Origin of the sequence: Oceanobacillus longus, assembly GCF_042650085.1 — a bacterium.
Classification (GTDB): domain Bacteria; phylum Bacillota; class Bacilli; order Bacillales; family Amphibacillaceae; genus Oceanobacillus; species Oceanobacillus longus.
The window spans coordinates 794,250-809,013 of sequence record NZ_JBHSAO010000001.1; the positions used below are offsets into that span (position 1 = coordinate 794,250).

General features: G+C 35.3%; 14 protein-coding genes and 1 riboswitch. Of the genes, 2 read left to right on the top strand and 12 right to left on the bottom strand.

Features of this window, described 5'->3' with window-relative positions:
- Positions 1-80: 80 nt before the first annotated feature.
- Entirely contained in the window at positions 81-1,223 is a 1,143-nt protein-coding gene (locus ACFOUV_RS04140) for a glycosyltransferase family 4 protein (protein ID WP_379495489.1), read from the top strand.
- Positions 1,224-1,521: 298 nt separating this feature from the next.
- On the opposite strand, the gene ACFOUV_RS04145 is transcribed toward ACFOUV_RS04140, so the two are convergent.
- The 10 genes from ACFOUV_RS04145 to dapA all read right to left on the bottom strand — a co-directional run bounded on the left by ACFOUV_RS04145 (position 1,522) and on the right by dapA (position 12,035).
- A complete protein-coding gene (locus ACFOUV_RS04145; RefSeq protein WP_379495490.1) occupies positions 1,522-2,373 on the bottom strand; it encodes an LAGLIDADG family homing endonuclease in 852 nt (283 codons plus the stop codon).
- A gap of 523 nt (positions 2,374-2,896) precedes the next feature.
- Positions 2,897-3,157 (bottom strand): hypothetical protein, encoded by a 261-nt coding sequence (locus ACFOUV_RS04150; protein WP_379495491.1) that lies wholly within the window; start codon positions 3,155-3,157, stop codon positions 2,897-2,899.
- Between the two features lie 213 nt (positions 3,158-3,370).
- Positions 3,371-3,511 (bottom strand): YpzI family protein, encoded by a 141-nt coding sequence (locus ACFOUV_RS04155; protein ID WP_379495492.1) that lies wholly within the window; start codon positions 3,509-3,511, stop codon positions 3,371-3,373.
- Between the two features lie 182 nt (positions 3,512-3,693).
- On the bottom strand, positions 3,694-6,429 hold the full coding sequence (locus tag ACFOUV_RS04160) for a GTP-binding protein (protein ID WP_379495493.1): 2,736 nt from the start codon (positions 6,427-6,429) through the stop codon (positions 3,694-3,696).
- 227 nt (positions 6,430-6,656) lie between these two features.
- Positions 6,657-8,153, bottom strand: coding sequence for a glycoside hydrolase family 32 protein (locus tag ACFOUV_RS04165; protein ID WP_379495494.1), 1,497 nt, complete (start codon positions 8,151-8,153; stop codon positions 6,657-6,659).
- Between the two features lie 340 nt (positions 8,154-8,493).
- Positions 8,494-9,360, bottom strand: a complete 867-nt coding sequence (locus ACFOUV_RS04170) for a uroporphyrinogen-III synthase (protein WP_379495495.1) — start codon at positions 9,358-9,360, stop codon at positions 8,494-8,496.
- Positions 9,329-9,532, bottom strand: coding sequence for a hypothetical protein (locus ACFOUV_RS04175; protein WP_379495496.1), 204 nt, complete (start codon positions 9,530-9,532; stop codon positions 9,329-9,331). The genes ACFOUV_RS04170 and ACFOUV_RS04175 overlap by 32 nt, the downstream gene beginning before the upstream one ends.
- Positions 9,533-9,654: 122 nt before the next feature.
- The gene (locus ACFOUV_RS04180; RefSeq protein WP_379495497.1) at positions 9,655-10,029 is read right to left on the bottom strand and encodes a DUF1801 domain-containing protein; all 375 of its coding nucleotides are present in this window, start codon (positions 10,027-10,029) and stop codon (positions 9,655-9,657) included.
- Between the two features lie 48 nt (positions 10,030-10,077).
- Positions 10,078-11,031, bottom strand: a complete 954-nt coding sequence (corA, locus tag ACFOUV_RS04185) for a magnesium/cobalt transporter CorA (protein WP_379495498.1) — start codon at positions 11,029-11,031, stop codon at positions 10,078-10,080.
- A 110-nt stretch (positions 11,032-11,141) separates the two neighbouring features.
- Positions 11,142-12,035, bottom strand: coding sequence for a 4-hydroxy-tetrahydrodipicolinate synthase (gene dapA / locus ACFOUV_RS04190; protein ID WP_379495499.1), 894 nt, complete (start codon positions 12,033-12,035; stop codon positions 11,142-11,144).
- A gap of 101 nt (positions 12,036-12,136) precedes the next feature.
- Positions 12,137-12,315: riboswitch (Lysine riboswitch) on the bottom strand.
- A 181-nt stretch (positions 12,316-12,496) separates the two neighbouring features.
- Here dapA and ACFOUV_RS04195 point away from each other — a divergent pair.
- Positions 12,497-12,961 carry a hypothetical protein gene (locus tag ACFOUV_RS04195; protein WP_379495500.1) on the top strand — a complete coding sequence of 155 codons (465 nt, stop codon included), beginning with the start codon at positions 12,497-12,499 and terminating at the stop codon, positions 12,959-12,961.
- Positions 12,962-13,186: 225 nt separating this feature from the next.
- Here ACFOUV_RS04195 and ACFOUV_RS04200 read toward each other — a convergent pair whose 3' ends face one another.
- Together ACFOUV_RS04200 and ssuC are read right to left on the bottom strand one after the other, a co-directional pair.
- Positions 13,187-13,933 (bottom strand): ATP-binding cassette domain-containing protein, encoded by a 747-nt coding sequence (locus tag ACFOUV_RS04200; protein ID WP_379495755.1) that lies wholly within the window; start codon positions 13,931-13,933, stop codon positions 13,187-13,189.
- 52 nt (positions 13,934-13,985) lie between these two features.
- Positions 13,986-14,750, bottom strand: a complete 765-nt coding sequence (ssuC, locus tag ACFOUV_RS04205) for an aliphatic sulfonate ABC transporter permease SsuC (RefSeq protein WP_379495501.1) — start codon at positions 14,748-14,750, stop codon at positions 13,986-13,988.
- Between the last annotated feature and the right edge of the window lie 14 nt (positions 14,751-14,764).

Sequence of the window (14,764 nt, forward strand, 5' to 3'; positions counted from 1 at the left end):
AGAACTCGTATCATTTTATGTAAGCACGAATAAAAGATGTCTTACCTCTGATGACATGGAAATAAAGGAGCAGTTCAGCCTTGAAAATAGCAATCGTAACAGAAACCTTTCTACCATCTACTGACGGCGTAGTAACGAGACTTACACAAGCAATCAAATATTTCCGTTCTAAGGGGCATGAAGTACTCGTTATCGCTCCTGATCTAGGAGTAAATGAATATGAAGGGGCAGAAGTAGTTGGTATCAAACCTATAACCCTACCATTTTATCGTTATAGACCGTTTACATTACCATCTAAGAAAGTGAAAGCTATATTGGAGAACTTCCAACCAGATATCGTACATGCTGCTAACCCCATTTTACTAGCAGCATCTGCAGTACAATATGCTAAAAAGTTAGATTATCCATTAATCGCTACATATCATACGCATGTACCAAAGTATTTGGATTATTACTGGATGTACAAGCCAGCAAAACCACTTCTCTGGCATCATATTAAAAAACTGCATAATACTGCAGATTTGAATCTCTGTACATCAAAAGCTATTAAAGAAGAGCTTATAGAGAAAGAATTTCATAACCTTCATGTACTGCAACGCGGTGTTGATATTTATCATCGTCATCCTAAATACTTTGATAACCATATGCGAAATCGATTAACAAACGGGGACGATTCCAAAAAATTACTTATTTTTATTGGTAGACTAGCAATTGAAAAAGAAATTCATAAAATCAAACCTTTATTGGATGCCAGAGAGGATATAGCTTTAGCTATCATTGGTGATGGACCACTACGAAATGAACTGGAAAATACGTTTAAAGGAACAAATACTATATTTACAGGTTTCCTACACGGAGAAGAGCTTTCACAGGCATATGCGTCAGCTGATGCTTTTATTTTTCCATCTGTTACTGAAACACTCGGATTAGTCATACTCGAAGCAATGGCATCCGGATTGCCTGTAGTTGCTGCTAAGAGTGGACCAACAATGGAACAGGTAAAAGACGAAGAAACAGGACTATTATTTGAAAATGAAAATGTTAGCAGCATGATTGATGCAGTTAACAAATTGGACAATAATGATTTACTACTAGAAATGAAGCAAAATGTACGTCTGGAAGCTGAAAAATATGCATGGGAAAAAGCATCTCAACAATTATTGGATTATTATTATCAAACAATTGATATACACAACAATACAAAAAACCTGGTTGCAAATTAATTGCTACCAGGTTTAGTTATAGTTTCATATATCAAAAAGATTTATGTAGTAAATCATATTTAAATTACTGAGAACTAAATTGTTCTTTAAAAATAGAATTAAAAATGAATAGAATACTAAAATCAGACTCAAAATTTTAATTTTATCTCAATATCTGAAGTATACTTGGTAATGAGATGAAATATTATTATTTTTTATTTTACTTCCTATAATAAATATTATGTCTACTCGAAAAAAATAAAATAAATGAGTTTACTTATCATCTCAAAATTGATAAATAAACTCTTCTCTCTCTGGTTTATTCTTTTATTTCAAGTTTTCTTTTTTTAATTGCATTTTTATGCGTCTTAATACCTCTATCTTTTAACTGCTCAATCGGTGAAGTTTCTAGTTGAAATTCATTATATTTCCTAACTAAATATAATCCTTTATCTTTATACATCCAGTCAGAGAAAAGTTTGATAGTTTTTCTACCACTAACATAAACCCGAAAATAAGTACCGTGTCTAGTAAAGTTAGTTTCAAAACCTAACTTTTCAATCTCTTTCTTAAGTGTTGTCATGAATGATTCAGATCCACCAACAAAACTAACAAAGTATTTATGATACTTCACAAATCCATCCCCATCAAAATATCCTCTAACAAAATGGCTTAAGTATTTCTCAGGTACTTCTGGAAACTTAACATCATAAGATTTATTCGGCATTATTCCATGAATAGTCATTATATCTTCTTTCATGATCTTACTATTCAAGGTCAATATATATACATCAGTTTTTTTATTTAGATATAAAGGCTGTTCCGAGCCAATTTCTTTTCTAATACTTTCTAAAATGTACTTTTCCTTCTGAGCAAAACTTATAAATTGACTTTCTCGTGCAACAGTTCCATCTGCAATGAAAAAACCTAAAATATAAGCCATATTATTTGTCCAAGTCTTAAAATAATGTTCGTTTAATTGATATATACGTTTCCAGCTACCTCTTGGTCTTCTCTCAATATTATTTTCCTTTAATAACAAATTAATATATCTGGAAGACACATTTGCCCGCTTTCCAATATCAACTGTACTATATCCCTCTATATACAGACGAATAATTTCATCTGTACTCAATGTTCTTTTCCGAACTTTATTTTTACCCTCATCCACTTCTATCTCTCCTAACCGGAACACTTGTTCTAATTAGATTATAACATTATCTAAGATAATCAGACAATAGGTATTGAACTTTTTTCAATTAACTGACCTTATTAAAAAATAATTCCCTATTGGGGTACTACCAGCAAAAAGCGGAAAACATACGCTAAGGATACTGTTCAAATAACCAAGAGCTACTGAACGCCTTATCCGGGAACCAACTTTAGTGCTAAACATATACCACCACCTTGGAACCATTTTCTCTTTTATGGCGGAATTATTGGAAGTTAGCTCGTATAATGGATGCATAACCGCTTTTGTACCATGTTTTCTATAGGCTAAGGCTTTGTTATAGTTGTAACAAATCTTATCTTTTGCCTATTAACTGAACATAGATAAAGAGATAAATTATTGAACATTAAAAGATAAGGAAAATCTCATAAATCCTTTAGCAGTTCAACTGTCGCCATTTTTGAAAAGGAGGAAGGAGGATTAAGTGATTTGAATACTATTATCAGTAATTACGTTTGTTTTATTACAATGAAAAAATATAAAATGCCAACACAATAATAGAAATAGCTGTTACAATCACATAAATAAAAGATAGATTTTTAACATTTTTGGTAAGTGACTCTTTTTCATAATCGTTCGATCGCTTTAATTCGTTCGCAGCGCTGTCCTCTTCTCCCTCGTATTTTTTTATTTTTTTATCTTCTTCTTTCAAAACACGGACGGTTAACACTAATGATACAATGATGACAGCAGCGCTAATTAAACCAAGCATCCAATAATCCATCTTAAATCCCCCTTTTTTCTATATTATAACAAGATTGTATTGTAGAATGAGTAATCGCATTAAAAACCTTTGTAAGGCTGTTTGTTCATATATTGCCATTGTGACATAAAAAAATTAGGATGCAAATCCCTTTCAGGAAATGCGTCCTATTATTGAGTGATTTTTCAGTTCAATGATTAACAATAGTTAAGTAGGTCTCCTGTATTTTAGATTCTACTTTTTACCGTCGTTCAATCTTCTGGCTTCTTCAGGACTTGACATTTTGGTTGATCCTTTATAGCGTAGACCGACATCTCGATCTGATTCTACTCGTCCACTCTCTTTTAACTTTTTTTCTTGACGATCTCTTCCCATGATTAACACCTCCTATTCTTAACATGAGTTCTTTAATGAAATTTATACAGCAACTTCCAAGAATATTAGAAAACTCGGCATCCGCCAAGCCTTAGTTGCCCTTATGCAAGTAAGAAAGTTTTTACTCTCTTACTTGCCGAAAAAGGAAGATACGTAACGTATCTTCCTTCAGAAAGTTTTGATTATACCTTGATTTGTTCACCTGCAGTAGCCATCCATTCAAATTGACGAAGCTTTAGGTCAAATTGTGTGAGTGGGTCGCGGTAAATTTCAGGATTTTCCCGCATATTGCTTAAAGTATCTTTATCTTCTTTAATCTCCTTATGTGTATTTTCTAAGCTTTCGTGAAGCACTTCATGAGGTTTGGCGAAAAACATGCTCATATCCCGTGCCAATGATTGTTCGAATATCTCAAACTGCTGCATAAACGTGCCTGTAATCGATTTTGCAGTTTCACTATAATCTTTACCTTCAATGAATTGCTTGTATTTATTTTGAAGTATCCCTTTATTTTGCGATAAGGATCCAAATAGCTTTCCAGCACTTTTAAATAATAACTGTGACGGGGTGGAACGCAACAGTATATTGGCATTTGCCAGTTGGATGTTTCCCCTTGTCATACGATCTGCATCTCGGCGCCAGTCATCCAGTACTTTAAAGTCGCAATCCAATACAATTTTTTCTTCACCGTACAGATAATTAAAACTCTCACTCAATTCATTTAAATTTGCCTGACTTTCTTTAAATTCTTCTTCGCTTTCTATAATCCATCCTTGGATTGCTATGCGAAATTCCGGTAAGATCGTTCCTTCAATATAATTAAATACTTGCTTATTCATTTCTTCATTAAGCTGTACATGAATTTTTTCAAAATTACTGTCTTCATTTACCATTCTAGAGCATTCCCGAAGCAGTTTAGGTATTTCCGCTGTCAATTGTTCGCTCATTTCAGCTTTAATCTTATTATAGGAACGATGAATAATTCGAACTTTCTCTTCTTCCATATCACTTACCTGATTTACCGCACCTTCGAGCTTTGTTACCATCTCTTCATTCCATTTTATATTATCAATTAAGGAATTTTCTATTTCCGTTCGTCTATCGAACAGATACTTAATCGATTCCTTAATATAATAAAGGATTGTATTTGCACGGCGCACTTCCATGTCTCGCTCATCTTTGTCTTTCATCGAACCAATGAACGCTGACAACTCATCTAACTGACTTTCATGTTCATAATATTTGGAAAAAGCAAAGACTTTAGCATATGGAAAATACGTCTTGATTTTTGCTTTCGTACTCTCAATAAGTTCCATTGCTTCATCGTTATTATCGATTTGCTCCATATTTCCTAATATAAAATGAATTGACATCTCGGGTTGCTGCTCGTTCATTCTAACAGCCATATCAAGTTCTTTACCTGTCAGTGGCAAATCAGCATTAAGGACATATAGCACACTGTCTGCTACATGTAAATAAGGAAATGCTGCACTCCTGCTTTCGGTTTGATTTGAAAGTACCGGAGTATCAATCAGGGTAAGTTTGTTTTTATGCAAATACGATATCGGTTTTTTCCATACAATGAATGGATTTTGTATATTTGTATGAACCTCACCAAGGTGGGATATATTTCTAATCTCATTATCTGAAATAGCATGCATCTCCGCTTCGTCACCATCTTTAAAAAGAATGGCTGAAGTATAATCTCCTTCAAGTTCATCGCCAACCAACGTGTTCACAAAGTCCGCTTTCACACTCGCTGAAGTCCCGGCAATCAGAAGGTGGTGATTTTCCAAATCTGTTTGCTCACGAATCCACCATCCAAATTGTTCACTCAATAAAACGCCATTATTTGTTGCCCATTTTTGTATAGCATCGAATAGCCTCAATCCGTTTTCCATCCCATTATGATCATGGGAAGATTCACTCACAATGCTTTCCGCTACAGTAACAATAGAAGCGTCTATCTGGGACGGGAAAATATCATTCCATGCAAGTACAGCCGTTGAAGAAATGAGACCATCTGAAACGGTAGATATTTTCATCCAATTTGTTAAATATTTCGGTATGACGTCCGATAAGTCCCTTATTAAATAATCTCCGTTAATTAATTCAAAGTAGTTTTCTCTATAGAGGATCGACAGTTTTTGCCATATATGGGAACGTCCCAGCTCTATATTCAGTAAAAGATCGTTGATTTCATGAAGCCACGGAAAATACAAATCATTTTGTTTGTAACTATTCCATAATGCTACGACGAGACTCTCAAAACGAACTTGATCAATCGTGTATAAAGTTATTAATGCCTCACTAAAATAGTTAGGTGTGATTTTCGCTGTATAGCCCCGTTCTACATACGTTTCTAAAACTTCATACCATGACAGGGATTCCGTTCGAATCGCTTCCTTGACAGCAAGTCTAACCGCATTGGGAAAATCCTGTTGTTCCTCAAAAAATGCCCGCGCTAAATCAGTTACATTAGGATAATCTGGATTGAAGTCAATTGCATTTGTAATGGAATTAGCCGCCTGTTCAATTTTCCCTCGCTCTATGTATAGTGAAAACAGCTGTAGAAGTAATTCCGATTTTAAAACATCCGAATCAGTTTGGACAGCTTTATAATATTCCTCAGCAATTGCAAGCAAATCCAGTTCATAATGAGCATCCGCTATATTTTTCTGAGCCCATGGCTTTAAATTATCTGAAATATTCTCCCATTTAAAAATAGCTGATTCAAAATCTTTGTTTAAAAAATATACCTCTCCTTGAGAGAAGCGAATAGACGATAAATCCGTTACTTCTTTCTTTTGTTCAGTCATATACATCTCACCTAAAACCTGAATAGGGTGCATACTTTCATTGCCTTCTATAAATGTTTTATAATAGGTTTTATTGATTAGTTGCTTCTCAAATGTCATCATGAACCTCCGCAGTCTTTTTAAATAATATATTCATTAAATCGATAAGTATATCTCCATATGTATTTATAATGTTTATACCACTCTATAATCAATTCGTAACATCTAAGGTATTTATGACTTTTTACCCGATAATAACCTTAATTTAAAAAGATAACGTTTAATCCAGGTACTAACTGAATCTCCGTTATCTTTATTATTTCACAAATACCAGGATAATACCTTTTTCAAATTCCCAATGTCTGATTAATGCTGTTAGAATTAAATGCATTCAACTTTTTCAAGTCCCATTTTTTTACATTCATTGTTAAATTGCGATCTGCGTAAAAGTGGATTTCCTGATCGTCCGTGTAATCGAAAACTCTTGCAGAAAATACTTCTTCCCCACCGTTTATAAATATTTCGATTGAAGAAGTGTCCTTATATAATCGAATACTTCTTAATTCGTCAAGTACACAATATCTTTTTTCAAACGTATGATTGTCTGCAAGGTTCAATCGTTGGAAGGAAAATGTTTGGGTCGATTTATCATATGAAATTTCCTTATTTTCCCCGATTGTAGTAGTAAAAGACTTCCAATCACCGGATTTAATGGTAATCTCCAGTTCCAATACATTCCCTTGAATGTTTGGAAGTGATATTTTATCTCCGTTTAATGGCACGTCTGCATATTCTATTTTATTTTCACGTAATCCTTGAAGTTCCTCTACTGGATATTGCATTAATTTGCCCTCTTCCCACTCAAGCTGCCGCGGCAAGGTAAGGGTATGAATCCATTCATATCTCGTTGTTGGATGGATTGACTCCCCTTCTTCTGCATTCCCCATCCAACCGACCAATAGTCTTCGCCCTTTTGAATCGATCATGGTTTGCGGTGCATAAAAGTCAAATCCTCTGTCTAACTCAGTGAATGGGCCATGTTGAAAGGATACATTATCATAGTCTACTTTCCCTGCAAGATATCCGGCGTGGAAGATATTATTAAGTTCATAGCCTCTTGGTACAAGTCCCTGTGGGCAAATGATTAAAATATCCTGATTATCTAATTTAAATAAATCCGGACATTCCCACATATACCCGAAATCTCCAAGGCCATTATGTCCACTTCCTGCGAGAGCACCATGAAAAGTCCAATTTTCCAAATCTGGAGAAGTGTATAATACAACTTCTCCCTTTTCTTCTGTTGTTTGCGCTCCAACTACCATGTACCATTGATTTTCTTTATAGAATACTTTCGGATCTCGAAAATGTGCTGTGTAACCCTCAGGAACATGAATGATCGGTCCTTTTTTATGAAAATCTATACCATCTTCGGAAACAGCCATACATTGATAGGATTCTCTGTTCTCTTCGTCATCCATTACATTTCCTGTATAAAATAGATATAATTTCCCCTGGTGTACGACAGCACTTCCAGAGTAACAACCATTCATGTCATACCATTGATCCGGAGCCAAGGCTATTGGTGCCTCTTTCCAATGAACAAGGTCTTCAGAAATATAATGTCCCCAGTATTTGATACCGTGTTTTGTTTCAAACGGATTCCATTGATAAAAAATATGGTAACAACCATTGAAATAGGCAAAGCCATTTGGATCGTTCAAGAGTCCGATTTGTGGCATCAGATGGTAATGCAGTCGATACGGATCATCAGCTACCATATTTTGAATTTCCTTTATCCGATTCGTAATAAGCTCTTCAATTTCAAATATCGTTTTTGTCATGATGTAATATCCTCCTTAAAAAGATAAGGCTGAGTCTTATTATAATTTATTTACACCAATTTTAATTATGGTAAACAACTCGGTTCATATCCTAATTATTAATCAAGCCAACCTAAGTGGTAATTGTAAATTAGCAAGTAATAATTGTAAAATAAAATCGTTTAAAGAATGAAGGGACATGTTAAGATTCGTCCACACCTTCGATAAATCTTCCCTTTTTATACCCCGATAAGGTTTACATTAGCCATTGGCAAGCCATAAGGAAATAAGCTTTAGTTACTGCCGAACGGAGGTTTTGAAAATGGCAAAGCAAAAAGGATCTTCTCTAATAAGGTATTCGTTAAAATTCATCTGTTGGTGGTGTTTTTATATAATAATCGCTAAGTTCAACGACCAAGGCACCCATTTTTTGCTTTTCTGGTTGAAAAACATTAATAACTCCTTTTTTACCAAGTTCAGCTGCAGTTACTTTTCCAACCGCTACGGCTAAGACCTTTTTATTTAATGCTTTAACGATTTGCTCTGCAGAAGTTTGAAAAAGGTTCTGCACCTGTGTTTTACTTGTGAAAATAACTGCGTCCAAGCTTTGATCTAAGATAGCCTGCTTCAGATCCTTCAATGTTTTATCGTCTGGTGGCATAAATTGGTATGGTTTTGACAAATAGACATGATATCCAAGATTTTCAAGGGATTTTTTTAAGTTAACGTCGTCCTGATTATACGCCTGCAGAAATAAGTGTTTACCTGTGTATGCTTGTTCCGTAGCCATTGCTGCCAATAGACTATCCATGGTCCCATCTTCCGCAATAAATTTTGCGGACAACGAATTATTTTTTATCCATTTCAATGTTTTACTTCCGCGAATGGCCAAGGTTGAACGCTCCAGTTTCTGGATGAAATTGGAATGTTGATTAAGGCGATGTGCTGTATTTTCCAATGTTTCAGCGCCAACACCTGTTGTTAACACCACCATATCAAAGTGAGTAACCAATAACTCCCTTACATTTTCTTCACAGATACTCTCGTTTAATTGTTGTTCTCCCTGAATGGGAAATAGTTTTGGTGTTCCCCCATTTTTCTGTATAAGTGTTGAAATTACGTCCGCTTTACGGGCTGCTGCAACACCAATTATTTTGCCGTTCAAGCCTTTCATATGAATAATAATCCCTCCGTCATCAGTTAAATAATTGCAGTACTTCTCGTTCATTGTTTTGATTCATCTTTTTCAATTGATCGATTCTATCTTTGAAGCGTACTACTTCCCCAACAACGATTATAGCAGGTTTTTTTATTTCCGCTTTTTTCACTACATCGACAATTGATACCAATGTACCAGTAACTGTTTTTTGTTGTTGTACAACCACTGTACGCGAATTCATCTTTTAAGTCATAATTTAACAATAAAATAAGTCTAAAGAACTAATTAAAATTCCAGCTTATTGACTGAAGAGAAAAAAGCGCAATTCTCATTTAAGAATTGCGCTTTTTGGCAAGAAAGTCCTTATTCGTTTTCATGCTCATTCAATGCTACTGCTTCCTGAATAAGTGAGGTAAAGAATGTAGGTTTAATATCTTCACTATTTTTTATTCGAATATGTCTCATTGTTTTCCCTGTACCCTGTAATAGTTTAAACGCATCTATTTCTTGAAGTTCATTACCTTTATGAAAACCAAGGTTCACATGCTTCTTAGCAGTTTGCAGATAACAAACCAACCCGTTGTAGGAATAGTTCGGCATAGACCATTTAAGCTCTTCTACAAGCTTCGGAGAAGAATTAAGGATTAGTTTCCTTAAATCTGCTGTAATGATTTGAATTTCCTCTGGTAAATCTTCAATAAACTGATCAACCGCTTCTGTTCTCCTTTTATCAGCCATTAAGTGTCTCCTTTTAAAACGTAATTATTAACTTTAATGTTCCAGTATTTAAAACCACTTTTTCTTTTTAAACCAAAGGATCATCGACATGCTAATTATTGCCATTAATCCAAGGGAAATAAAATAACCATACTCCCATGCTAATTCAGGCATATTCTCAAAGTTCATTCCATATATACCAGCTATAAACGTTAAAGGTGCGAAAATCGAGGTGATGATTGTAAGTACTTTCATAACATTGTTTGTTTGATGTGAATTTAAAGACAAATAGCTGTCACGAATGTCAGCTGTTACTTCTCGATTAGACATGACCATTTCCGATAATTTTAATAGGTGGTCATAAATATCGGAAAAATACTCTTTTCTTTCTTTAACCCCATCTAAGTGTTGAGAATTCAGCATGCGATAAAGTAAATCACGCATAGGATTAAATGTATGTCTTAAGTTCAGTAGCGTGTGTCTGATATCAAAAAGCTCATTCATTAAAAGATCCATTGATTTATTTTGCGTATTGTCTTCTATTTTGTCTAATTCATCTTCAATTTTATAAATAAGCGGAAAATAATTATCAACAATCTTATCCAAGATTCTATATAGCACATAATAAGGTGCCCACTGAAAACTACTTTTCTGTGTTAAAAAAAGGTCCCACACATCTTCAACTTCTTTTGTATGTTCTTGATGATATGAGACGATATAGTTATCTCCTATAAAAAAATTCAGCTCATCTTTTGAAACATCCTTGCTTCCTTCTCTCACCGTTTGTGTCACATAAAAGGTGTAATCATCGTAATAGTCCAATTTTGGTCGTTGTAGTCTGTATACACAGTCTTCAATTGCAAGTGGGTGAAAATGAAAAGTCTGTTCTAAATGATTGATTTCTGCTTCATTTGGGCTATTAAAATCAATCCAACACATTTTATACTCAGATAAATTTAGTTCATTTATGGAAACATTTCTTTTCAACTGTTGGTCATTAGTGATGCCACTTATTCGTATCATGTTGCTACCCCTTTATTCTTGAAACCATGATTAAAGTATTCTTACAAGTTAGTTTAACATATCCTAATGAGAAAAAGGGAATAAGCATATGCGCTTATTCCCCTAAGTGATCAATATCCTGCTACTCTTTTTTCCTCGTAGATTGCAATTACTTTTGATAAAGATTCACGTTCCAAATCATTTAACGGTATGAGTGGCAAGCGTACACTTCCAACAGGCACACCGATTCGATTTAATGCTTCTTTTACTGGCGTTGGGCTTGGAGCTTGAAACATTGCATTCATCACCGGCAATATACGACGATGGATGTCGCCTGCTTTCGTAACTTCACCTCTATTGAAATGCTCAATCATCTCCTGCATTTCGTTCCCGATGATATGGGAAGAAACAGATACGATCCCCGTACCACCGATAGCGAGCGTAGGCAGTGTTAGACTGTCTTCTCCACTGTACACACTAAAGTCATCAGACGTATGACTGATAAGTTCTGCTGTACGATCTAAAACTCCACTTGCTTCTTTTACAGAGACAATGTTTTTAATTTGAGATAAACGTATAATCGTATCCAAATCTAAGGAAACAACACTTCTTCCTGGTATATTATACAGCATGACAGGCAATGCAGTGCTTTCTGCGATCGTGCGGAAGTGCTGATACATACCTTCCTGTGACGGTTTATTGTAGTACGGAGTAACAAGCATAATTGCATCCACACCTGTTTTCTCCGCTTCTATTGTAAGTTCAATAGAGGCTCTTGTATTATTTGATCCTGTGCCTGCAATGACTGGAACTCTCCCATCCACTGCCTCCACAACAACTTTAAATAATTTTAATTTCTCATCATGCGTTAATGTAGGCGATTCACCTGTTGTTCCCGCAACCACTAACCCATCTGAGCCATTTGCTATCAAGTAATTAACCAATCCTCTAGTAGCTTCAAAATCTACTTCTCCATATGGATCAAACGGAGTTACCATTGCTGTTAATACGTTACCGAAATTCATAACTGTTCACACCTTTTCTTTAATTTTTTGGATAGGTGTGGAGGACCAAAATAAAAAGCACCAACGAGAGCCCGCTGCTGCTTAGAACTTGTGTTAGTTCTACGCTTGATAGCCCTCCATATAGTTCCCTATATGACAGTTCTGCATCTATTAAATAACAGAACCAACTTCAGGATGATGAGTCTCCTTCCGCTTCGGCAAATTCCCCTTTCCTTATGTATCCCCGGATCTCATTCTCCTAAACATAAGTACTAATGGTTTCTGCACCTCTATCCTTACCTTAAAAAAATCTAAAATAAGAAAGTATTTGATTGTTACTTGTATTATAACAAAAGTATCTTAGAATAAACAAGCATTATCCATTTTTTCCTATAAAGATTTAATGCAGTTCCTTCGTATTTTACAATATTCAAGTGGTATAATAAAAATTGATTCTTAAATAACATCTATCTGGAGGTAACATGCTTACATTTGAAAAAAAACTAGCAATTATTGAAGACTTTACAGAATTAGAGCGTCATGATGTATCATTAGGCCGTGTCAATTTTCATTTTGAAGAAAGTGTCATGGAAAAGAAGATTGTCGTCTATCATCTTCATCCAAATGGCAATGGATTTGTTTATGCTGAACAAATAGATGAAAACTATACGGTTGATTCTAAAGGAATGGTAAATATCCGTGATTTTACCCCTGATGAACTGCGTAAAATCATAAAGCAATCCATTAAATCCCTCGCTGAATCAGAACCTTTTGAAGAGAGCTGGATTAATAACGAACTACAAATCCTTAAAATAATTCATGATTTTGACTTATGGAATATCTATGCAGGAGACTTATTGGATGGTACATATGCAACCTACAATGCCGCTGCTGATTATCTTCAGCAAGAAGGCTTCAGAAGACTCGATGATGAAGATTTAGAATAGTAACCGAAAATGAACCTACTTTTTATAGAGGTTCATTTTTTATCCTAACAAAATAAAACAACCTAAACGGGACCCCCTCGCAATTTTAACTGTCCTTATGTGTACAAGTGCTGCATTTAATGAGAGAAATCGTTTCAGGGAAGAAGCTGATAAAAACTCTTTCGGTAAGATGATTTTGATAATTGGTGTAGCTTTTATCATTTATGGAGTGAAATGGAACTAGTTTTAAATGTGGGATTCCTTTGAATTCCTTACTAAAGCGATTTTACCCTTATTACGATCAAGAATTTTCTCCAGTATTTCTTCTACATACATCGAAAAAGCAGGATGTGTACGTTGTCTCGGCCTAGGCAAACGAATAGTCCGATTCAAGCTTATACTTCCATTTTCAATTAATATGACTCGATCAGCGATAGCAACCGCCTCTTCCACATCATGTGTAACGAGAATAGATGTAAACTTCTTTTGTTTCCAAAGTGACTCGATGAGATCCTGCATCTCAATTCGAGTAAGTGCATCAAGTGCTCCGAGTGGCTCATCCAATAGTAGTAGTGAAGGATTATGAACTAAAGCCCTGGCTAACGCCACCCGTTGCTTCTGACCACCGGATAGTTTGGACGGCCAGTCGTTCATACGATCTTCCAATCCAACCTGATGTAAAGCTTCAACCGCTTTTACTTTGAAATCGCTAGGAAGTCCAATACACACATTATCAATCACCCGCTTCCATGGAAGAAGCCTCCCATCCTGAAACATGATACGTGCATATTCATTTAAATGGTTCAATGGTTCATCATTTATATAAATGGAACCCTTATTGAAGTTTTCCAGTCCTGCAATTAATCGAAGTAAGGTACTCTTCCCACAACCACTCTTCCCAACGATTGCTACAAACTCTCCTTTTTCTATACTAAGGTCCAATCCTTTCAGAACCGCCCGCTCTCCATACGATTGCTGTAAATTAGTAATCATAATATACTTTTCTTTTGTAGATTGTTCCAATTTCGGTTACCTCCTTGGTAAATTAGGTGTTCCAGCGAAGTAACTTTCCTTCCAAATACCTTGCTATAACATCGGATAACTTTCCGAATAACGCATAAAGCAAGATACTTAAAACAATTACATCCATTTGCATAAATTCCCTAGCATTCATTGCCATATATCCAATACCACTATGGGCAGAGATCGTCTCCGATACAATCAACGTTAACCACATTACTCCTAAAGAAAATCGAATACCTACAAGAATAGACGACATTGCACCCGGAAGAATAACAGAAAAGAATAGCGATGTTCCTTTTAATCCGTACGCGCGTCCCATCTCTACTAATCCTTTATCAACCGATTTAATGCCATGATACGTATTGATATAGATTGGAAAAAGAACCCCTAACGCCACTAAAAAGATTTTGGATGTTTCCCCAATCCCAAACCATAAAATAACAAGTGGAATTAATGCGAGGTGTGGAATATTCCGCAGCATTTGAATAGATGTATCGAAAAAAAGATCAGCAAAACGAAATATACCGTTAAGTAACCCAAATACAAATCCAATTACTCCCCCTATGAGGAATCCTGCTAATGCTCTGCCAAGACTAATAGAAATATGGCTAAATAATTCCCCCGTTGATAAAAGTTCCATACCAGCTTGTAAAACCTTTGTGGGTGCTGGCATAATTCTTTCGGGAATTGCCCCTACCCATGATAATAGTTGCCATCCAACAAGTAATAAGAGGGGTAAAAACCAGGGAATGAACTTTTTAATATAACCCTTTAGTAAAAGTTTCATTTGCCCAGCCCTCC